At 59.2% G+C, this 20859-nt stretch carries 18 protein-coding genes; 6 read left to right on the top strand and 12 right to left on the bottom strand.

Going from position 1 to position 20859, the window contains the following annotated elements:
- Positions 1-65 precede the first annotated feature (65 nt).
- From ACTQWD_RS07165 to ACTQWD_RS07180, 4 genes are all read right to left on the bottom strand, one after another.
- Positions 66-941, bottom strand: a complete 876-nt coding sequence (locus ACTQWD_RS07165) for a spermidine synthase (RefSeq protein ID WP_441559621.1) — start codon at positions 939-941, stop codon at positions 66-68.
- Positions 942-2849: an elongator complex protein 3 gene (locus ACTQWD_RS07170; RefSeq protein WP_441559622.1), complete on the bottom strand. Its 1908-nt coding sequence runs from the start codon at positions 2847-2849 to the stop codon at positions 942-944. It lies immediately after the preceding gene.
- 97 nt (positions 2850-2946) lie between these two features.
- Positions 2947-3846: a DUF4097 family beta strand repeat-containing protein gene (locus tag ACTQWD_RS07175; RefSeq protein ID WP_441559623.1), complete on the bottom strand. Its 900-nt coding sequence runs from the start codon at positions 3844-3846 to the stop codon at positions 2947-2949.
- Positions 3843-4559 carry a helix-turn-helix domain-containing protein gene (locus tag ACTQWD_RS07180; protein WP_441055194.1) on the bottom strand — a complete coding sequence of 239 codons (717 nt, stop codon included), beginning with the start codon at positions 4557-4559 and terminating at the stop codon, positions 3843-3845. Before ACTQWD_RS07180 ends, ACTQWD_RS07175 begins: the two co-directional genes overlap by 4 nt.
- 267 nt (positions 4560-4826) lie before the next feature.
- On the opposite strand from ACTQWD_RS07180, the gene ACTQWD_RS07185 reads away from it, so the two are divergent.
- From ACTQWD_RS07185 to ACTQWD_RS07195, 3 genes are all read left to right on the top strand, one after another.
- A complete protein-coding gene (locus tag ACTQWD_RS07185) occupies positions 4827-5699 on the top strand; it encodes a class I SAM-dependent methyltransferase (RefSeq protein WP_441559624.1) in 873 nt (290 codons plus the stop codon).
- 119 nt (positions 5700-5818) lie between these two features.
- Positions 5819-6700 carry a tRNA (guanine(46)-N(7))-methyltransferase TrmB gene (gene trmB / locus ACTQWD_RS07190; RefSeq protein ID WP_441042144.1) on the top strand — a complete coding sequence of 294 codons (882 nt, stop codon included), beginning with the start codon at positions 5819-5821 and terminating at the stop codon, positions 6698-6700.
- 267 nt (positions 6701-6967) lie between these two features.
- Entirely contained in the window at positions 6968-9649 is a 2682-nt protein-coding gene (locus ACTQWD_RS07195) for a DEAD/DEAH box helicase (protein WP_441559625.1), read from the top strand.
- Positions 9650-9728: 79 nt separating this feature from the next.
- Here ACTQWD_RS07195 and ACTQWD_RS07200 read toward each other — a convergent pair whose 3' ends face one another.
- The 6 genes from ACTQWD_RS07200 to ACTQWD_RS07225 all read right to left on the bottom strand — a co-directional run bounded on the left by ACTQWD_RS07200 (position 9729) and on the right by ACTQWD_RS07225 (position 14799).
- Positions 9729-11486: a DUF2130 domain-containing protein gene (locus tag ACTQWD_RS07200; protein ID WP_441554596.1), complete on the bottom strand. Its 1758-nt coding sequence runs from the start codon at positions 11484-11486 to the stop codon at positions 9729-9731.
- Positions 11487-11636: 150 nt separating this feature from the next.
- Positions 11637-12182, bottom strand: coding sequence for a metallophosphoesterase (locus tag ACTQWD_RS07205; RefSeq protein ID WP_441038956.1), 546 nt, complete (start codon positions 12180-12182; stop codon positions 11637-11639).
- 107 nt (positions 12183-12289) lie between these two features.
- Complete coding sequence (locus tag ACTQWD_RS07210; protein ID WP_427719590.1) at positions 12290-12427, bottom strand: hypothetical protein; 138 nt, start codon at positions 12425-12427, stop codon at positions 12290-12292.
- A gap of 18 nt (positions 12428-12445) precedes the next feature.
- Complete coding sequence (locus ACTQWD_RS07215) at positions 12446-12772, bottom strand: HIRAN domain-containing protein (protein WP_055250700.1); 327 nt, start codon at positions 12770-12772, stop codon at positions 12446-12448.
- Positions 12773-12895: 123 nt separating this feature from the next.
- On the bottom strand, positions 12896-14275 hold the full coding sequence (locus ACTQWD_RS07220) for an aldehyde dehydrogenase (protein WP_441559626.1): 1380 nt from the start codon (positions 14273-14275) through the stop codon (positions 12896-12898).
- Positions 14272-14799, bottom strand: a complete 528-nt coding sequence (locus tag ACTQWD_RS07225; protein ID WP_441559627.1) for an iron-containing alcohol dehydrogenase — start codon at positions 14797-14799, stop codon at positions 14272-14274. The genes ACTQWD_RS07220 and ACTQWD_RS07225 overlap by 4 nt, the downstream gene beginning before the upstream one ends.
- Positions 14800-15204: 405 nt before the next feature.
- Between ACTQWD_RS07225 and ACTQWD_RS07230 the strand changes: the two genes are divergently transcribed.
- Positions 15205-15765 carry a ferritin family protein gene (locus ACTQWD_RS07230; RefSeq protein ID WP_154517090.1) on the top strand — a complete coding sequence of 187 codons (561 nt, stop codon included), beginning with the start codon at positions 15205-15207 and terminating at the stop codon, positions 15763-15765.
- Between the two features lie 249 nt (positions 15766-16014).
- On the opposite strand, the gene ACTQWD_RS07235 is transcribed toward ACTQWD_RS07230, so the two are convergent.
- Entirely contained in the window at positions 16015-16887 is an 873-nt protein-coding gene (locus ACTQWD_RS07235) for a hypothetical protein (RefSeq protein ID WP_441559628.1), read from the bottom strand.
- 545 nt (positions 16888-17432) lie between these two features.
- Positions 17433-18863, bottom strand: a complete 1431-nt coding sequence (gene pdxR / locus ACTQWD_RS07240) for a MocR-like pyridoxine biosynthesis transcription factor PdxR (protein WP_441559629.1) — start codon at positions 18861-18863, stop codon at positions 17433-17435.
- Between the two features lie 145 nt (positions 18864-19008).
- On the opposite strand from pdxR, the gene pdxS reads away from it, so the two are divergent.
- Both pdxS and pdxT read left to right on the top strand, forming a co-directional pair.
- Positions 19009-19899 (top strand): pyridoxal 5'-phosphate synthase lyase subunit PdxS, encoded by an 891-nt coding sequence (gene pdxS / locus ACTQWD_RS07245; protein WP_441546489.1) that lies wholly within the window; start codon positions 19009-19011, stop codon positions 19897-19899.
- Positions 19900-19919: 20 nt separating this feature from the next.
- Positions 19920-20507 (top strand): pyridoxal 5'-phosphate synthase glutaminase subunit PdxT, encoded by a 588-nt coding sequence (gene pdxT / locus ACTQWD_RS07250; RefSeq protein ID WP_441546488.1) that lies wholly within the window; start codon positions 19920-19922, stop codon positions 20505-20507.
- The last annotated feature ends 352 nt before the right edge of the window (positions 20508-20859 follow it).

The raw sequence follows: 20859 nt of genomic DNA on the forward strand, positions 1-20859 counted from the left end.
GCGAGCCGGCATCCGAAAGCAGCTAAAAAGCCCCGTCCCAGAAAGACTGGTCGCAGAAAGACGCGCTAGTCGTGAAGGACGGCGCCGAGGAAGTCGGCGTCAAAGGGCACGGCTTCGGCAAAGGCATAGTTCCCGTCGCTGGCGATGAGCAGGTAGTTTTCCTCGCCGCCGAACTCTGTATCGCCACAGGGGACCACCCAGGCGTGGGCGAATACCTCGAGTGCCGTGGCAGCGCAGTCGCGCAGGAACGTTACATCGCTCCCCTCGTTTGCGCTCACGATATTGGCAACGTAGATACCCCCGGGGTTCAGGCTGCCCCGCACTAAACGCAACGCCTCAACCGTCGCCAGCTCGCGTACGGGCTCGGCACCGCCAAAGCAATCGCTCACGACCACGTCGTAGCGACGATGGCCCACGCTCGTCACACCCAGATACGAGCGAGCCTCAGCGGTTATCACCCGCAGGCGATCGCCCGCCGCGCGCTCTAGCTCGTCTAGGTAGAACCAGCGACGCGCCAGGCGCGTAATCTCTCCGTCATACTCGATAACGTCCATGCGCAGGCCCTCATGCGACATCAGCGCAAATTTGGGATAGGCAAACCCGCCGCCACCTAGCATAAGCATACGGCTGATACCGTGACCATAAACGTCACGCATCGCATCCTCGGCCTCAAACACGTCGTCAAACGCGCGATAATACGCAAAGACGGGCTCCGCCCAGCGCTCGCCGACGTAACTCGCGCTTTGGTAGACACCGCCTTGCACCAATACGCGGACTTCATCGCCGCCCTCATCGTGCACGCGTTTCACACGCGCCAACCCATTGCGGGTTCGCGCGACCTGCAGGCAGGCAGCACGAACAGCGACGGCAGCCGCACCCAGCGCCGCGGCTCCCAGAGCAACGCCGGCAACAACGCCGGCAGAAACACTCGGTTTGTTCATCTAGAGCTCCTTTTGCAGATAAAGGCCATGGTCATAAAATCCAAGATGGCGATAGTACTCGCGTGTGCCAATCGAGCTGATCACGTTGATGCGTGCATACCCCGCATCCCGGGCAATCTCGCACGCACGCTCTACGAGCAAACGCCCCAACCCGTGATGCTGAGCCGCCTGGCCCTGGTCGCCCACGCGCGCCGCCATGCCGTACACGTGCACCTCGCGAATCATCGCCTCGTCCGGCGTCGTCGGCAACTCGTCCGCATGCGCGGCAACAAACGAATGGTCGGGCAGCGACAGGCGCAAAAAGCCCGCAATCTTGCCCTGCGGCGTCACCCACTGCAAAAAGCGCTCGTGCGTCACCGGCGTCTCGTACGCTACATCCTCGTCAAGGGTCAGCTCATCCAAGTCGGCACCCGCCGTGCTGATCTCGCGATAGCGAATCTCACGCACCGTCGCACCGTCACCCCGAGCAGCCAGGCGGTTCTCGACGAGCTGACGCAGGTTGGGCTTCTTGTTGCCCACCATAATGTCCTCGGAGCTAAAATCGCGGATCATGCGGCTGATACGGCAGAACGGCGGCGTCACCACGATGTCATCGGCTAGCACGTCGAGTAGCTCCTCCTCGGTATAGGGGCGCCACTCGCCGCGCTCGTAACAGCCCACCAGACGCGAGCCCTCGATGAGCGCGCACGGGTAGACCTTGACCTCGTCGGGCATAAAGGCCCCCTCGGTCATAAAGCGCTCGTAGTCGCGCTTGTCCCCCTCGGGTGTGGCGCCCAGCAAGTTGAGCATAAAATGCGCGTGGATCTTAAAGCCAAACAGGCGCGCAAGCGAAAATGCCCGCTCGATTTGCCCCACCGAAATGCGACGCTCGTTGATATCGAGCAGGTACTGGTCGAGGCTCTGGATGCCCATCTGGATCTTGGTGCAGCCCAGGCGGCGGATGAGCGTAAGCGCCTGCGGCGTTACGGCATCGGGGCGCGTCTCGATAACGAGTCCCACCACGCGATGCTTCGCCGTCTCATTGATGTGCTGCTGACGCTCGAGCTCCTCCATCGTTGCCGTCTGCCACTCGGCGACCTCGCCCCATGGCGTACCGGAGCCGTACAAACGACGCACCGCACGGTTATAGCCGCCCACGGCAGCATCCACACGCTCCTGCTCGTCGGCAACGCCGGCAGCGAGCGTGGCCTCGTCTATCGCAATGCCGGCAGCCCGATAGCGCTCGCGACGCTCCGCCACCACCGGCGGCAGCGCATCGGCGGGTGCATCGTCGAGCAGACGCCCCGCCTCGGCACGGCTGATGCCCGGACGCGCCAACATGGGGTTGGCAGCCACACCAGCCACGGCATCGTCATTGAGCGCACGGAAGAGCTCCGACATAAACCACGTCTGATACCCTTGCGGATAGTCGCTCCAGGTGCCGCCGAGCACAATGAGCTCAATCTTATCGGTCGCATGCCCCATCTGCGAAAGCGCGGTCAGACGAGCGCTCACCTGCAGATACGGATCGAAGCAATTTTGCTCCGCACGGGCGCACGCGGGCTCGGCATGCAAATAGCTTTTGGGCATACGCAGGTCGTTGGGGCAAAACAGGCAATCGCCCGAACAGGGCCACGGCTTGGTGATGACGGTAATGGTCGCCACGCCCGAGGCCGTTCGGCGCGGCTTCATGCGTAGCACCTGCAGCAGTTGACGTTCCAGATCGGAATCGACATTCCACGCAGCCCACCGAGCCGGCTCCTCGCGCTTCACCCGCTGGTAGAACGGCAGCAGGCGACGCTTGGCCAAATCGCGCTTGTCGGCACCCTCACGGCGTGCCTCGGCATGTATCAGTTTGACGAGCGCTTTGTCATCCACGGTCTCGCCGCGACGCAGGGCCTCAAGTATGTTCAAGATAATCTGTTCCATGCCCCCATTGTAAAGGCAAAGGCGCCGGAGCCCGTCACGGCCCCGGCGCCTCCATCAAAGAGCACGCCTATATGTACCGATCTCCGAAAACCGCATGTCACTCCGGATCAAACGACATGTCACCCGAACCGACCTCAAAACGATACGTGGCAGACTTATCCCCGTTGTCGAATTCAAGATTCAAAATGGTCTCGCCGTCGTAGCCAAGCGGAAGGAAATCGCTCTCGAAGTCGCCGCTGCCCAAGGTGACGCTCGCCTTAAAGCCCGTCGAGTTCGGAACCGTCATCTCCACATCGCCCGAGCCCACACTCACGTCCATCGACTTCGCGGGGGCCTGGTAAAGCTCGAACGTCACATCGCCCGAACCGACCTCAGCGCTGAGCGCATCAGTCACGCTGCCCGAAAACTCTACATCTCCCGCACCCAGGAAAAGGTCGAAACCATCACAGATGACACCGGCAATCTGCAGATCACCCGAGCCCACGTGCGCGTTGACTCCCTTCAGATGTTCGGCAACACGGCGTGGCAGCTCAACCGTAACTGAGCGATCGATTGCCTTACCGTCATCACTTCCAAACTGAGAAACCTTGAGCGTCGAGTCCTCGACGGATGCGATGTTTTGCGTCGCGGCCTTGGAGGCATCCATACCCTCGGCAACGCGCCCCCGCTCTATAACGCGAGCCTTGTTGCCATCAACAACCTTGACGTCCACCGAAGCCGCATTGATATCGAAATCGAGGTAGCGGAACTCATCGGCATCAAAGGTCGTGCTCGAAAGCTGCTGAGGCCGAGCGGAATAGTTACCACCATCCAAAAGATCGTCCTCGTCAAACATATCGTCAAAATCAGACAAATGGCCAGATAGAATACCGGTCGTACGCACCATATCGGAATGAGCCAATAGCCGCGAAATGCCAAAGACAAGCCCAATGATGAGTACAAACGCTCCGACGCCAACGCCCAAGCGTACCTTGGATTCATGCGAAAGCTTCATCATTCATCACCCTCTTTGGCAATCGGCTCAGCGGTGGTCGCGGTAGCCACGTCAGTATCAACCGCAGCGGAAACATTCCGAGCCCTAGCCGTCACCGACGCCGGACCAACCTGAATATCACCGCGCGCCCAATCGCCATCGAGCGCACGCGCCACCCAGTGATAGATGGGAATCGTAAAGAAGATCAGCGCAGCAAAGGGGCCGGCGCCAAACGGGAACATCAGCAAAAAGAACAGTAGCCAGCACACGGCCCAATACGGGAACGACTGGAACGGGCCCTTCACCGGAGTCGAGCCAACTGTGCCGCCACTCGTCGCCTGCGCCGTAGCAGCATTGGCGGCCTGCGCACTCCAGCTTGCCGCTTGCGCCGCCTTGGCCGCAGCATCACTCGCCTGTGTTGCCGCCTCGGTGGCACGTGCCGCCGCCTCATGGGTGCGTGCGCGCTCTGCCGCCTCGGCCTCGCGCTGGCGGGCGCGGTCCTCGTTCTCAAACTCGATATCGTCCTCGATCTCATCGCTCGGATTGAGGAGCTCGTCCAGGCTCACACCATAGAGCTTGGCGAGCGAGATCAGGTTCTCGGTATCGGGCGAGCTCTCTGCGCGTTCCCATTTGCTGACCGCTTGGCGCGACAGTCCCAGCTTTCGTGCCAGCCCTTCTTGACTAAAGCCTTTGCTGCGGCGAAGGTCGGCGAGCCGCTGCGCAGTTTCTACATTCATGGTTCCTCCTATGTGATGCCAGCCGTGCCGCCGGACCGTTTTTGTTCTTAAGGCGCCTTGCACAGTTAAAAATCTATCCGCCACCGCCAAAAGCATGCCACCTATTCTAGTGAGATTTTTGACAACCGGCGGTTGCGGGTGCATATGAGCTGCGGAAATGTGTCCAAACAAAGCAATGACACGTAGCTTGGTTGTCCCCGTTGCGGCGTTAACGGTAGTATGGTCGTACTGTTAATTTCGCACCGCCAACGGAGGGAGTCCCGCGCCGTGAACCGCGATTTCGCCTCATCGCTCATCCAGCTCAACAACACGTTCTATCGCGAGCACTCCGCCTCCTTTTCCGATACGCGTCAGGCCCCGTGGCCCGGCTGGGTACGCACCATGGACATCGCGCTCGGGCAGCTCGACGTTGCCAGGATCGAGCATCCCGTCCGCGTCTTCGATCTCGCCTGCGGCAATATGCGATTCGAGAACTTTGCCGCCGGCGGCGCACTTGCCGCCAAGGGCGTCGACGGCGCAAACTCCTCGGCAGATGCCAGCTGCCCGTTTGAGTTCTATGGCGTCGACTCGTGCCAAGACCTGGCCATCGATGCACGCGGTCACGCCCTGCGCATTCCCAACCTGCACTTCCAGGAACTCGACGTGCTCGACGCCCTCATGAAGCTCAACCCCGCCGAGACACCCGACGTGCTTTTCGACGCCCCGCTCGCCGACATCTCGGTCTGCTTTGGCTTTATGCACCACGTGCCGTCGTGCGAGTACCGCGTACGCGTGCTCGACGCCCTGGTGCGCCAGACGCGCCCGGGCGGCATCATCGCCATTAGCTTTTGGGAGTTTATGAACGACGAGCGCATGGCGCGCAAGGCCGTTCGAGCCGAGGCCCGCGCCGAGCTCACCCCGCCGTTTGAGGGTTACGATTCAGCGCAGTTTGAAGCCGGCGACCACCTCATTGGCTGGCAAAACGACCGCCATGCTTACCGCTATTGCCACCACTTTGACGATCAGCAGATCACCGACTTGGTGCGCGGCGTGCGCACGTTCTACAAGAGCGGCGAGGTCCCCGTACGCGAGCTTGAGCGCTTCCATGCCGACGGTCGCAGTGGCGAGCTCAACCGCTACGTGATTCTCAAGCGCCTGTAGGCGCCGACGACTCGCCGTCGAGCCGCACTGCATCTTTCGGGCAAGCTATGCCTACCCTTTTTTCAACCCATTGATGGAACGCGCAGCTATGCGTTCCATACTTATGACCAAGGAGCCTCATGGGAGCCGTCCACGTTCGCACGCCTAAGAACTTTGTGCTCGAAGAGCGCCTGGAGCGCTACGCCGATGCGATTGAGACGAACCCTGAAATCTATGCCGGAGATTGGCGCGAGGCCTGTGCGCCCGCAGGCAGCAAGTCTTTCGAACACCTTCACCTGGATCTTGGCTGCGGCAAGGGAACGTACCTTGTAGAGCGCGCGGCCCACGAGCCAAACACGCTCTTTATCGGCATGGACCAGGAGCCCATCTGCATCGCCTATGCCGCACAGAAAATCTGCGAGCAGGAACTGACCAACGCACTCGTCCTGCCCCGAGGCGCCGCATCGTTGCCGCAGCTGTTTGCCACAGGCGAGCTCGATACCATCACCATCAACTTTCCCACGCCGCAGCCTAAGGCCAAGTACGCCAAAAAACGACTCGTCCATGTCGACCATCTGATGCTCTACCGCCCGCTTTTTTCAGCCGGCGCCACCGTCACGCTGCGCACCGACAGCAAGCCATTGCGCGACTACGCCCTGGGGCAGTTTGCCGCGGCCGGCTACGACACACTTTGGGTAAGTGACGACGTTCGCCGCGACCATCCCGAGCATCCCGAGACCGAATACGAGCGCCGCACGCGCGAGATGGGTGCCGCCGTCTATGGCATTTGCGCCACTCCCGACGCGCTGCCCAGCGACGAACAGCTCACGGCGGGGCGCGCGCAGGAGCAAAGCCTTGCGTGCTACCTGCCCGACAATCTCGATGAGCTCACCTACGTGCCCCTCGGCATGGAAGAGGCCGTCGAGAACTTTAAAAACCGCGCCCGCAAGGGCAAGAAGCGCTTACCGCAGGAGTCCCAGGGGCCTCTGATGGTCGCGGCTTCGGCAAACAAGCGCAAATAGGCGCCAGCAAACGACCCTCAAATCTAAGTGAGTAGACTTTATTGCAATAGCCAAGCACAACCCACGTAACCAATAATAAAACCGCAGGTAGAGCCTTTGCGCAAAAGCCATGTGCTCGCGATATTGCAAAAAGTCTACTCACTTAGTTGGCAACTGCACCAAACAGCTGGGCAGAACGCCCATTTCCTGCATTTTCTTGCCTGCGAACGCATCGATGCGACGCTACGCCATAATAGTTGGCGGACAATCGCGAGAGAAAGCAAACACATGGCACAGACCACGACAGATACCGCCGCCAGCACCGTCTCCGGTGCCGGCGCCGCCAGCTCGTTCTCGGGCGGCACGGGAGCCGAAGCCGAGTTTGGCTCGCTCGGCGCGCTCTCTCCCACCTGGTGGGAGCCCGAGGACGGCAGCGAGCCCGAACCATGGCTCACGCCCGATCAGGCCTTCGAACGCTTCTTTGAATGGACGAGCGACCGTGGCATTGAGCTGTGGGATCACCAAGAAGAGGCCCTCATGGACCTGGCCGCCGGCGATCACGTCATTTTAGGCACACCGACCGGATCGGGTAAATCGCTCGTCGCACTGGGCATGCTCTTTATGGGCATGGCTCAGGGCAAGCGCTGCTATTACACGGCCCCCATCAAAGCCCTGGTCAGCGAAAAGTTCTTCGACCTGGTACAGGTACTCGGCCGCGATAACGTCGGCATGATCACCGGCGATACGCATATCAATACCAAGGCGCCCGTCATCTGCTGCACGGCCGAAATCCTTGCCAACGATGCGCTGCGCGAGGGCGAGGGCGCCGACGTGGGCTGCGTGGCCATGGACGAGTTCCACTACTTTGCCGACCCCGACCGCGGCTGGGCCTGGCAGGTACCGCTGCTCACCCTGCCCCACACGCAGTTTATGCTCATGAGCGCCACGCTCGGCGATGTCTCCGCCATCGCCGCCTCGCTCGAGGAGCACACCGGCGCTGCTTGCGACTTGGTTGTCGATGCCCCGCGTCCTGTTCCGCTGAGCTACGACTATGTGACGACCTCCCTCGAGGGCACGGTCGAGCTCGCCATGCGCCGTGGCGAGGCCCCGCTCTATATCGTGCACTTTAGCCAGGATGCCGCCCTTGCGACGGCACAGTCGCTCGCCAATTTTGGCATCGCCAGCAAGGAGCAGCGCGAAGCCATCAAAGAAGCGGCAAAGGGAACGAGCTTCTCCACGGCCTTTGGCAAGATTCTCAAGCGCCTGCTTGGATGCGGCGTCGGCGTGCACCATGCTGGCATGTTGCCGCGCTATCGCCTGCTGGTCGAGCGCCTGGCGCAGCAGGGCCTACTGCCCGTCATTTGCGGCACCGACACACTCGGCGTCGGCATCAACGTGCCCATCCACACCGTGGTCCTCACTGCGCTCACCAAGTTCGATGGTTACAAAATGCGTCGCCTGCGCGCCCGCGAGTTCCATCAAATTGCCGGTCGCGCCGGTCGCTCGGGCTTCGATACCGAGGGCATGGTAATCGCCGAGGCACCTGAGCACGAGATCGAGAATGCCAAGCTTATGGCCAAGGCGGGCGACGACCCCAAAAAACTCCGTAAGATTAAAAAGAAAAAGGCCCCCGAGGGCTTTGTCTCATGGAACAAGCAAACTTTTGAGCACCTGATCGAGACGCAACCCGAAACACTCAAGCCACGCCTGCGCATCACGCACTCTATGGTGATTAGTGTGGTCGAGCAGGGCGGCAATGCCCGAGCCCGCGTACACGACCTCATCGAGACAAGCCTGCAGACCCCCGAAGAAAAGGCCAAGCTCGAGGTTCGCGCCGACGAGATCTTCGCCACGCTCATCGACTCCGGCGTCGTCGTGCGCACCGAGGTGCCGCCCGCACCCGACGCTCCGGCTGACGCCGCGCCGGACATCGACTACGCGCTGACGGTCGACCTGCCCGAGGACTTTGCGCTCGACCAGCCGCTCTCGCCGTTTTTGCTTGCCGCGCTGGAGCTGCTCGACCCCGAAAGTGAGACCTATACCATGGACCTCATCTCGATGGTCGAGGCCACGCTCGAGGACCCCAAGCAGGTATTGCGTGCACAGGAGCGCGCCGCACGCGATCGCGCTATGGCCGAAATGAAGGCCGACGGCATCGAGTATGAGGAACGCTTGGAGCGCATTCAAGACGTCACGTACGAAAAGCCGCTCGAGGATTTGCTCGACGCCGCTTTTGACAAGTACTGCCAGGAAGTGCCCTGGGCAAACGACTACCAGCTCTCTCCCAAGAGTGTCCTGCGCGATATGCTGGAAAGCGCGAGCGATTTTAAGGGTTACATTCAAAAGCTCGGCATCGCCCGCTCCGAGGGCATTTTGCTTCGCTACCTGGCAGAGGCCTACCGTTCGCTCGACCGCACCGTACCCATCGAGAAGCGCGACGAGCGCCTGCGCGACATTATCTCGTGGCTGGGCTTTGTGGTGCGCTCGGTGGACTCGAGCCTGGTGGACGAGTGGGAGAACGCCGGCAACCCGGCAGCCCTCAATGCCGCGCCGCCACAGGGCATCGACGAGGTCGTGGCGGACCGCCGCGGCTGCACGCTGCTGGTGCGCAACGCGCTCTTTCGCCGCGTGACCCTTGCCGCCCGTGAGCACGTTCGCGACCTGGGCGAGCTCGACAACGACTGGGGCATGAGCGAGATCCGCTGGCAAAAGGCCCTCGATGCCTACCATGAGCTGCACGAGGAAATCCTCACCGACGGAGATGCCCGCAGCGCCGCGATGTTTTCCATCGATGAGTCCGACGAGAAGACCGCGCACGTATGGCACGTGCACCAGATCTTTGCCGACGAGGACGGCGACCACGACTTTGGCATCATGGGCGATGTCGATCTGGACGCCACGCAAGACGGCGGTGAAGTCATCTTCAAAAACTACCGCGTCGGCTTTATCGAAGACCTGCTCGAGGACTAGTCGAACATACTGGAACGAAACGAAGCGGGGCCGTTGGCAATATCGCCAGCGGCCCCGTTTTTGCACTATACGCTATGCCTTACTCGGTATCCTCGACCTCATACGAATCCACCTCGGCTGGCTCATCGTTTGTCTCTGGCGCAGCCCCGCGCGCCTCGTCAAACGCCGCCTTCATGGTCTTGTTGCCCCACGTGAGCTTGCGAATGGTAAGATCGTCGGCCTTCTTGTTGGCTAGGCGCAGATTGTTCTCGGAGGACAGCAATGCCTCCTTGGTTTTCTGCAGATGGCTAATCGTCTTGTCGATCTCATCGATTGCCGTTTGGAACTTGCGGCTCGCGATCTCGTAGTTGCGACCGAAATCATTCTTGAACTTCTCCATCTTGGCTTCGAAGTTCGTGACGTCGATATTCTGCTGTTTGTACTCCGCCAGCTCCTGCTTATAGCGCAGTGAGCCCATGGCGGCGTTGCGAAGGAGCGTGATCATGGGAATGAAAAACTGCGGGCGAATCACGTACATCTTCTCGTAGCGATAGCTCACGTCGACTATCCCTACGTTATAGAGCTCGCTCTCGGGCTCGAGCAGCGTGCAGAGCACCGCGTACTCACAGCCTTTCTGGCGACGATCGTGATCGAGTTTCTTAAAGAAGTCCTCGTTTTTATGCTTGGTCGCGGTCTCGTCGTTCTCGTTTTTCATCTCGAACATAATCGAAATGACCTCGTTGCCGCTCGCGTCGCACTCGCGGAAGATAAAGTCGCCCTTGGTACCCTCGGACGCATCGTTATCCTTCTCGAAGTACGCGTTGGGAAATGCCGTCATGCGCAGACGGTTAAACTCGGTCTCGCAGTGCTGCTCGAGCGACTCGCCCACCATCTTGGTGGACAGACGGACCTTCATGTCCTTAAGGCGCTCGATCTCTTCATCCTTGTAGCGAATCAGGTCATCGCTCGCGCGCTTGGCCTGCGCAAGCTCGAGCTCGTGTGCCGCCTTGGCCTGTTCCTCGCGAGAATCGCGCACCGCCAGCTCGCTCGTCAGTTTGGCACGCGCCTCATCGCGCTCTCGCTCCGCCGCGGCGACCGCCTTCGACAGCTCCATTTTTGCAGAAAGTTCTTGCTCACGAAGCTGTGCACGAAGGCCCTCGGCCTCGCGCTCAGACTGAGCCTTTGCGGCGGAAAACCTCTCTTGTACCTTCGCGCGATAGTCAGCAAGCGCGCGCTCGGCCTCGCTGCGAGCGGCATCGAGCTCACGCTGCGACTCTGCCGCGGCAGCGGCAAGCGCCATCTCCTGGGCCTTGTCCGCCGCGGCAAGCCTGGCCTGCAGCTCGGCAATCTGAGCATCACGTGCAGCTAAATCGTTTTGAGCGGCATTGCGCGCCGCCGACTCGACAAGCTTGGCTTCGTCATCTTTGCGCTCCAGCTGCGCACGCAAATTGTCAATCTCGCGCTGGAGTTCGGCATTCTCCTTTTGAGCGTTGGCTCGTGCCTCTACCGCCGCGCGCTGGCTTGCACTCTCGCGCTCTGCGGCAGCGCCCTCGAGCTTGGCACGCAGCTCGGCGAGCTCAGCATCGCGCTTGGCAACCTCTTGTGCCAGCTGTTGAGCCGCAGCGTTCTTCTGCTCGGTAAGCTGAGCGTTGCGCTGGGACTCTGCCTGCTGCAAGGCAGCCATCGAACGCGAGCGCTCAAGCTCCAGCGCTTGCTCGCCCTCGCGCTGGACCGCCTTCACACGCTCATCCAGGTCGCGCGAAAACTCGGCATCGCGCACTTGCTTGACGATATCCGCATAGCCGGACGCGTCGACCTTAAAAACTTCGCCGCAATGTGGGCACTTGATCTCGTTCATAGCAGCTCCTCGAAGGACGCAAATTTCAACCGCCTACACTCTACCGCGCCGCACGGACAAAAAAGGTGCCGCCACCATAATGGCAACGGCGCCAGAACCGCCACAAAGGCGCCCGTCCCCTTTGTGGCGTTTTGTGTGACGGTTCGAGAATTACAATCCAAAGAAGCCTAGGATTTGGTCACGGCTTACGGGCTTGTACTCGTTGGCATCGAGGCCGACATCGTAGCGAAAGATAGGACGTTCGCGATCGCGGTTGCGCGTATTGGTGCGGTCTCCCCTGCTGTGGATATGCCCGTGCAGCATGATGGCGCCACGTGCCTTGCCATTCCAGCTGAGCATGGGGTAGTGGCTCATAACCAGACGATGACCCTTGGCATAGCCGGGGGCAATCTCCAGGTAATCACGCACGTCTTCCCAAATCTGCGGCACGTCGGGATCTTCCCAGTCGCCGTCATGGTTACCACGGATGAGCGTCACGTTCTGGCATTCGATGCGCTCGCGCAGGCGCACGGCATCCGCTAGGGGTAGACGATAGGTAAAGTCGCCCAGAATATAGAGGCGGTCGTCCGCAGCCACGCACTCATTGATGACATCGATGACCTTGCGGTTCATCTCCTCAACCGAGCCAAACGGTCGGTCCATGTCGTGCAAGATATTCGTATCGCCCAGGTGCAGGTCGGCGGTAAACCACATCATCGTCTCAGTCCTCATTTCGCAACGCGTCCAACTCGTGCTAAGTATACAGACGCAGCGATGCGGCAGTTACCCAAAGAGCCCGCCAAACAGTCCGCGACGGCGCTTGTCTATTTATTCGTACCTTTACCCTGGGCGTTCTTATCCTTTTGCTTTTTGCGATCCTGCTCCAGTTCATCGTCGTCGAGTAGCATATCCCACTCAAACGAATCGTCCGTCAAATCGAACAGGTCATCGTCATCAAACATGGCAGCCTCCCTTACCGATTAGCGGGCATCCACCACATAGAGCCCAACGCGCACCTGGTGCCACGGGCTACGCTCGGGGGCAACCTGCTGCACGCGGGCCTCAAATACGTCCTCATGGCCGTAATACATCATCAAGGACAGCGGACCGACCTCGTTTCCCGGAACATAGCCAAGCTTGGTGTTGCCGTAGTAGATCGCAACCGCCTCGGGATCATGGGGATTATCGCGCTCGGCGCACAGCGTCAGTTTATCGCCCACTTTAAGATCTCCTAGGACCAAAGCGCCGTCGGCATACTGAAATCCCGCAATGTGAAACGACAGAAGAACACGTGAAGGCTCGTACATAGCAACTCCCCTAACGGCCGGATAAACCGGCGTTTAACCTTGCCGAGAAGTCTACGGGTCCGTGCGGACACAAATTCATCCTGTCTGCGCCTTTTCGACCGTTTGTCCCTATGTCATCTGATTCTAATGCACAAACATGCGCACGAATTTGTGCTTCCAGTTTGCGTAAGGGGCATAGCGGAATGGCACGTCCAGCCACGTTGCCTTGTTCACGATGCTCTTCTTGTGGCTAAACGTATCGAAGCTCTCGCGTCCATGGTACTGCCCCATACCGCTCGCTCCCATGCCGCCAAAGCCCATATGGCTCGTAGCCAGATGCATGATCGTGTCGTTGACGCAACCGCCACCAAAGGGCACGTAACGCACAAAGCGCTGCTGAACCTCACGGTCCTGGCTAAAGATATACAGGGCCAGCGGCGTCGGACGATCCGTAATAAACGTCTCGGCCTCGTCTAGGCTCTCAAACGTCAGCACCGGCAAGATGGGACCGAAAATCTCCTCCTGCATCACGGCGTCATCGGGGGCCACGCCGTCCAAAATTGTCGGCTCAATCTTGAGCGAAGCCTCGCGCGCAGCACCTCCAAGCACGACCTTATCGGAATCGATTAGCCCATGCACGCGCGCAAAATGCTTGGCATTGACGATATGCCCGTAATCCTCGTTGTCGAGCGGATGCTCGCCAAACATACGGCGCGCCTCTTCCTTGATGAGGCCCAGCAACTCGTCGTGCACACGCGTATCGACCAGCAGGTAGTCGGGCGCCACACAGGTCTGCCCCACGTTGAGCCATTTACCAAAGGCGATACGCCGTGCCGCAACCTTCAAGTTTGCCGTCGCATCCACGATGCAGGGACTCTTTCCACCCAGCTCAAGCGTCACGGGCGTAAGGTTTTTACTTGCGCGCTCCATGACGAGCTTGCCGACCGGAACGCTACCGGTAAAGAAAATCTTGTCCCAGCACTCATCGAGCAGCGCTTCGTTCTCGGCGCGCCCGCCCTCGACAACTGTCACCAGGCACGGATCAAATGCCTCTTCGCAGATCTGCTTGAGCACCGCACTCGATGCCGGAGCATAGGCGCTCGGCTTGATGACCACGGTATTGCCCGCGGCAAGGGCGCCGGCGAGCGGCTCGAGCGTTAGCAAAAACGGGTAGTTCCACGGGGCCATGATGAGCGTAACGCCATAGGGCACGGCTTGCGTTTTGCACACACTCACGGCGTTGGCAAGGTCGCACGGACGCAGGCGCGGACGACTCCATCGAGCCACATGCGCGATCTGATGACGAATCTCGGAAAGCGACGTGCCGATCTCGCACATATACGCCTCGTCATGCGACTTTCCCAAATCGGTCTTGAGCGCATGGGCAATATCGGCCTCGTGGGCCCGCACCGCATCGCGTAAACTCACGAGCGCACGACGTCGAGCATCGACATCAAACGTGGCGCGCGTCTTAAAGTAGACGCGCTGGTCTCCGACAATGCGCGCAATTTCCTCGGTGTTCATGGACCCTCCTGGTTCTCGCCCTCAAACATACCACCCGCGACGACCTCGTACATGCGCATCAGCTCCAAACGGTCCATCAAAAGTGGAACGGGGTACAGCGGATTGGCCTCGGCATCGGCATGCGCCGCCATCTCGGGAATGTCAGAGCGGCGAATGCCCGTCACATATTTGGGAATGTCCAAGGCGGCGTTCATTCGAACGACCCAATCGATAAAGGCCTCGACGGCATGCGTCAGGGCGCCCATGCCCGTCTGCCCCGTAATGGAGGCGGGCAGACCTCGCGTGAACTCGGGGTCGTGCACCGCAAAGCGTGGGATAAGCACAAAGTCGTTAATGGGGTACTTGTGGTGCGTCTCGTCATCGGTGATATCCGCCGCGAGCGTGACTTCGCTTCCCGTACCGGCGGTAGTGGGAACCGCAATAAGCAGCGGCAGGAGACGGTGGACGCGCAGCAGGCCGCGCATCTTGTTGATGGGCTTGTTTGGCTGCGCGATTCGTGCTCCCACGCCCTTGGCACAGTCCATGGCCGAGCCACCGCCAAAGCCGATAATGGCCTGGCAGGCGCTCTCTCAGCATGCTCCAGAATGCGCGTCTCGGTATAGGGCAGCACCGGCAATGCGATGCGAAAAACCGTTTGATACGTTCGGCACCAGGCGCAGTGGGCTAGATGCATAAAGGAAACTCCCTCATTTGTTGATTGGTCAACATTTGCTCGACCGATTCTACTCATCGGAGCTCGCAGGCGGCCTGCCAATCGTTAATCAATCAACATCTTCATATCTCAAAATTCTTTTATCAAAAATCATTCCTAATAGGCTTCACATTTTGTTGCATTTATGGATAATAGAACTCGTCAAGACGCACGTCCGGAGAGGGCCCTTACGGGATCGGACAAGCGCCCCATCGCCATCCATCGAAAGGATCGAATCATGAAATTTGTTTGCCCCGTTTGCGGTTATGTGGAAGAGTTCGACGGCGACCAGCTGCCCGAGGATTTTAAGTGCCCCCAGTGCGGCGTTCCCGGTTCTCGTTTCCTGAAGCAGGAGGAGGGCAAGCTCGAGTGGGCTGCCGAGCACGTCGTGGGCGTCGCCAAGATGGAGGGCGTCTCCGAGGACATCGTTGCCGACCTGCGCGCCAACTTTGAGGGCGAGTGCTCTGAGGTCGGTATGTACCTGGCCATGGCTCGCGTCGCCCATCGCGAGGGCTATCCCGAGATCGGCCTATACTGGGAGAAGGCTGCCCACGAGGAGGCCGAGCACGCCGCCAAGTTCGCCGAGCTCCTGGGCGAGGTCGTGACCGACTCCACCAAGAAGAACCTCGAGATGCGCGTTGAGGCCGAGAACGGCGCCACCGCCGGCAAGACCGATCTTGCCAAGCGTGCCAAGGCCGCTGGCCTCGATGCCATCCACGATACCGTGCACGAGATGGCTCGCGACGAGGCCCGCCACGGCAAGGCCTTCGCCGGCCTGCTCAAGCGCTACTTTGGCTAAGCCAACCGCCTGAGAGATAATCTCTAACTTTAAAGGGCCCGAACCGCATGGTTCGGGCTTTTTTCGTGTCTCATGAACTCGTTAACGCCCTGAAATAGGGCCACTTTCGGCATCGACTTCTCGTCAAAAACTAAGTGAGTAGACTTTTTGGAACTTGCCGAGCAGACCATCCATATTGCTCTATAAAGCAGCAGGTAAATGACTTGTTGCAAAACGGCCTGGTCGCCATCACGCCAAAAGTCTACTCACTTAGATCCGCGCCGTCCACGATCGAGCTGTTTTGTGTCCAATGGACATCTTTCCGTCGATTACTCCCAATTTTGTCCAGTCAACGAATAGTTCAGACCGGAGTAACGCCTCAACCCTTTGCTCATCCGAGCTTTTATCGCGATATTCAACATCGAGCATCCTGCATACGGCCTTAACGATCGCACGGAATCTATCCTCATCGGATATCTGTCCGTGTGTCAGGAGAAGCACGTCGTAGCCCATGGCTTGAAGCGCCGTCATGCGATCAGCGTCACGCAAGCCATCCCCCGCGCGCCCGTGCGAGGCCTTTCCCTGACATTCAATGGCCACCTGTCGCCTCCCGTCCGGCGAGGAAAGAAGTAGATCGATATATACGCGGGTCTTTCCTACAATCGCTCGTGCACTTGTGCTTAGCATCACTTTGACATTGAGCTCTATGCCGCAAAACCCTTCACCTCCCAGGGCTCGCGGCAGTCCAAGCAACAAATACGCCTCGACCTCAAAAGGCGAAGCGGCACCCAATGGAACGAGTTGCGACACCGCCATAAATCGATTGCCGTAACGCATCCCGCAAACATCTGAACAAAAACGGTCAAGGTCCCCATCCGAAACCAAAGCGTCGCGACGCCACAAATTTGAGGCGGCGCCGCCCTCGGACGGGCAGCGCACCCAACCCAACGTTGTCGAAATCGTACCCGAATCAATTGCACGCGAAAGCTCCACCTCAAGTGCCGCCGGCAGGGCGCATACCGCAAACAGGCCGCACATCTCCGCCAATACCAGAAGAAGTTGGAGATCCGTCAGATGTCGAGACATGATAAATGCCGTCAGCAGAGGAGACGTGACCAAAAATCCATGCTCCGTTTCCAGCACGGATTCCCTGGGGAGTTCACCAAGAAACAGCCGCTGCCTAATGTTGGCAGGGCAAGTCCGTTTGTTTCTCGTCCGAACCAATGTATACAACGGAAAACCGAGCGCGACCGCAGCCGTCGGGTTGCGGACGAGGTCATATCGCTGCCGGTCTTCATCCGGCCGCGGAAGCGGAGGACACAAAGCGCGGACTTGAGGGGGCAAACGCCAGTACCTAAAAGCCGATATGTCACAAAGTAGATCCTTCATAGGCACAGGAAAGCACGAATTTCAACCCAGTGGTCTCTCATTGGGGCGAACGCACCAAAAATGGCTCCGAACGAACTGCAAGGTTTTCAACAGCCCTCCCCAACTGGCCAAAAGCTTACCGAGAGCTGGACGAAGCCCTGTTGAAAACCCCATTTTTTTCTCATGCGGTAGCTTTGCGCGGCAAGTGAGTAGACTTTTTGGGACATCCCGAGCAGACCGATGATCCCACTTCTCAAAACCACAGGTAGATAGCTTGTTACAAAACTGTCTGGTCGCCAAAGTGCCAAAAGTCTACTCACTTAGGTTACAGAGTGCCCCATTAGCTGCGATTCCAGGGTATTAAGCACCTCCGGACTCAGGTCGTCATACTGGACAAGAATTTGAATTGAGTTTTCAGGGACAGATGCGCCATCGGCACACCAATAACAGTTACTGATATCGATAAAAGGGATGCTCGAGCGCGTGAGGGCCTGCGCAAAAGAGCTTCCGCCCGTTCCCCGCTCCGCAACCACGGTGCAGTAAAGACCTGCGTCTGCATGCTCGATCGAAACCTCTCCTGCTGTAAACGCATTCCGTACAAGCGCCGCCAGGCCATCACGCGCCTCACGAGCACGAACGCGCACGCGGTTCACATGTCGCTCGTAATCACCCGATTCCAGCAAACGAGCCAAAGCGACCTGGTCGACAGAGCTCACCGACGAGGCGTAGAAACCAAGGTTGCACCTAAACCGCTTCATCAGCTCATCGGGCAACACCATGTACGCTAGACGCAACGCCGATGAAAGGCTCTTCGAAAACGTGTTGGTGTAGATGACCGATTGAGCGGCATCGATCGAAGCAAGCGCGGGAATCGGCTTGCCGGCCAGACGAAACTCGCAATCAAAGTCATCTTCGATGAGATATCGACCTGGTCGCTCGGCGGCCCAGCTCAGCAGCGCATAGCGACGCGCAATGCTCGTCACCAGGCCGGTCGGATACTGATGGGACGGCATCAGGTGAAGGACATCGGTCCCCGTTTTCTGCAGAGCGCTCAAGTCTACGCCCTCATCATCCAACGGGATATGTCGAACTTTGCAACCCATAGCCTGATAGATGCGCGTCAGGCGCAAATAGCCCGGGTCCTCAACGGCATACACCTTGTCGGCGCCAAGCAACTGAACCAACATGGTATCGAGCAGCTGGGCGCCCGCACCGATAACAACGTTGTTGGGGTCGACATTCATGCCCCTTGTCCCGCGCAGATGGTGGGCAATTGCGCGTCGTAGCCGAGTGGTGCCCTGTGCCGGCGCGGTCGAAAAGATTTCGCGCTCGTCTTCGGATGCCAGCGTCGCCCGCAGCGCGCTTTGCCAAAGCCGCGCCGCCTCCAAAGCAGAAGGAGAAAGTGCATCGAATCGCTCGACCTGTCCGTTGACATCATGCGCGCCGGAACCCGCAGAGACGGCATCCCGGTCGATGCCCTCTGCAGCCGAAGCCAAAACCGGTGCATCCGGAAGCTCGCAAGCGTAGTAGCCACGACGCGGCATTGAGCAAATATAGCCCTCGGCAAGTAACTGGCTATATGCATTCTCGATGGTAATGACACTGATTCCCAGATGATTGGCAAAGGCGCGCTTAGACGGAAGATGCTCCCCCGCCGCAATGCGTCCAGCAACGATATCATCTCGAATTTGCTGGTAAATATACTCATAGAGCGATGCTTCGCCGCGTTTTTCCAAATTGTAGTCAAGCATGAGTTTATCACCTGACCTTATTGAGTCATTCAATCTGGTATTAGTCTGGCCTTATTATTATCTCTAAAACTGAGTATTTCGCCATACCCAGCTCCCCGATAGGATGTTCCGTCAAGCAATGCACATGCCAACCAAGGGAGCAACCATGGCAGAACAGACCAGCAAGGCAGATCGCGTCAAACTCAATCGCGAGCTCGCGCAGATGCTCAAGGGCGGCGTCATCATGGACGTCACCACGCCCGAGCAGGCACGCATCGCCGAAGAGGCGGGCGCCTGCGCCGTCATGGCACTCGAGCGCATCCCGGCCGACATCCGTGCCGCAGGCGGCGTCTCACGCATGAGCGACCCCAAGATGATCAAGGGTATCCAAGAGGCCGTCTCCATCCCCGTTATGGCCAAGTGCCGCATCGGCCACATTGTCGAGGCGCAGGTCCTGCAGGCCATCGAGATCGATTACATCGACGAGTCCGAGGTTCTCTCCCCTGCCGACGACGTCTATCACATCGACAAGACCCAGTTTGACGTGCCGTTTGTCTGCGGCGCCCGCGATCTGGGCGAGGCGCTGCGCCGTGTTGCCGAGGGCGCCACGATGATTCGCACCAAGGGTGAGCCGGGTACGGGCGATGTCGTCCAGGCCGTGCGTCACATGCGCAAGATCCAAAAGCAGATCCGCGACGTTGTTGCCCTGCGCGATGACGAGCTCTTTGAGGCAGCCAAGCAACTGCAGGTTACGGTCGAGCTGGTCCGCGAGGTCCATGCCACGGGCAAGCTTCCCGTCGTGAACTTTGCCGCCGGCGGCGTAGCGACTCCCGCCGACGCCGCGCTGATGATGCAGCTGGGCGCCGAAGGCGTCTTTGTGGGATCGGGCATCTTTAAGAGCGGCAACCCGGCCAAGCGCGCCGCCGCCATCGTCAAGGCCGTGGCAAACTTCACCGATGCCAAACTCATTGCCAAGCTTTCGGAGGACCTGGGCGAGGCCATGGTGGGCATCAACGCCGACGAAATCGAGATTATCATGGAAGAGCGCGGGCGCTAGTCCGGCAGAAAGGATCGCCCATGAGCGATTATGCAGACCAAACGGTCGCCGTGCTGGCGGTCCAAGGCGCTTTTGCCGAGCACGAAGCAAGACTATCCGAGCTGGGCGCACACTGTATTGAGCTGAGGCAGGCGGCCGATTTGCAGCAGAACTTTGACCGTCTGGTACTTCCCGGCGGCGAGTCCACCGTTCAGCGCAAGCTACTTGCCGAACTCGATATGCTCGAGGATCTTCGTACCCGCATTGTTGAAGGCATGCCTGTACTGGGAACTTGTGCCGGTCTGATTCTGTTGGCGCGCGACCTTGCCGCCCACGATGACAAGGGGACACCGCGCTTGGCAACCATGGATATACTCGTTGAGCGCAATGCCTATGGCAGGCAGCTCGGCAGTTTTCGCACCAAGGGGCAGGTAGGCGGTATCGACGGTGAAGTACCGTTAACGTTTATCCGCGCACCCCGCATCGTCGAGGTGCACGGCAATGCCAAGGCCTTAGCGAAAGTCGATGGCCGCATCGTCGCCGCCCGTCAAGACAATCAGCTCGGCGTTACCTTCCACCCCGAGCTCGACGACGACACCCGCCTCCACGAGCTCTTCCTCCAAATGTAGGCAGAAAACAAACGAACGTGGATTTTCGGACGCATAGCAAATGAGAGTGGAAATCTCGCACTTTGAGCTTGGATGCAGGCTCAAACCGGGAGATTATCCACTCTCATACTATATAGTCGTTGGGGACGTTCTCAACGACTACATTGCGATAGACGGCCACGTTTGCCCAGATAATACCGACCAAAATAAACCTGTCCCTTTTTGGCAGGTTTGGATCAAGGCAACGCCGATGTTTTGGCAACGACAGACACTATGACCCAATCCGAGGGCACTAAAAAGATAGGAGCCCCCGCTCGTGACCGCGGGTCGGGGCTGCGACAATGATGTTGAAGTGCCATAGGCGCAGCCGCGC

Origin of the sequence: Collinsella sp. LCP19S3_B6 (assembly GCF_052121815.1) — a bacterium.
Classification (GTDB): domain Bacteria; phylum Actinomycetota; class Coriobacteriia; order Coriobacteriales; family Coriobacteriaceae; genus Collinsella.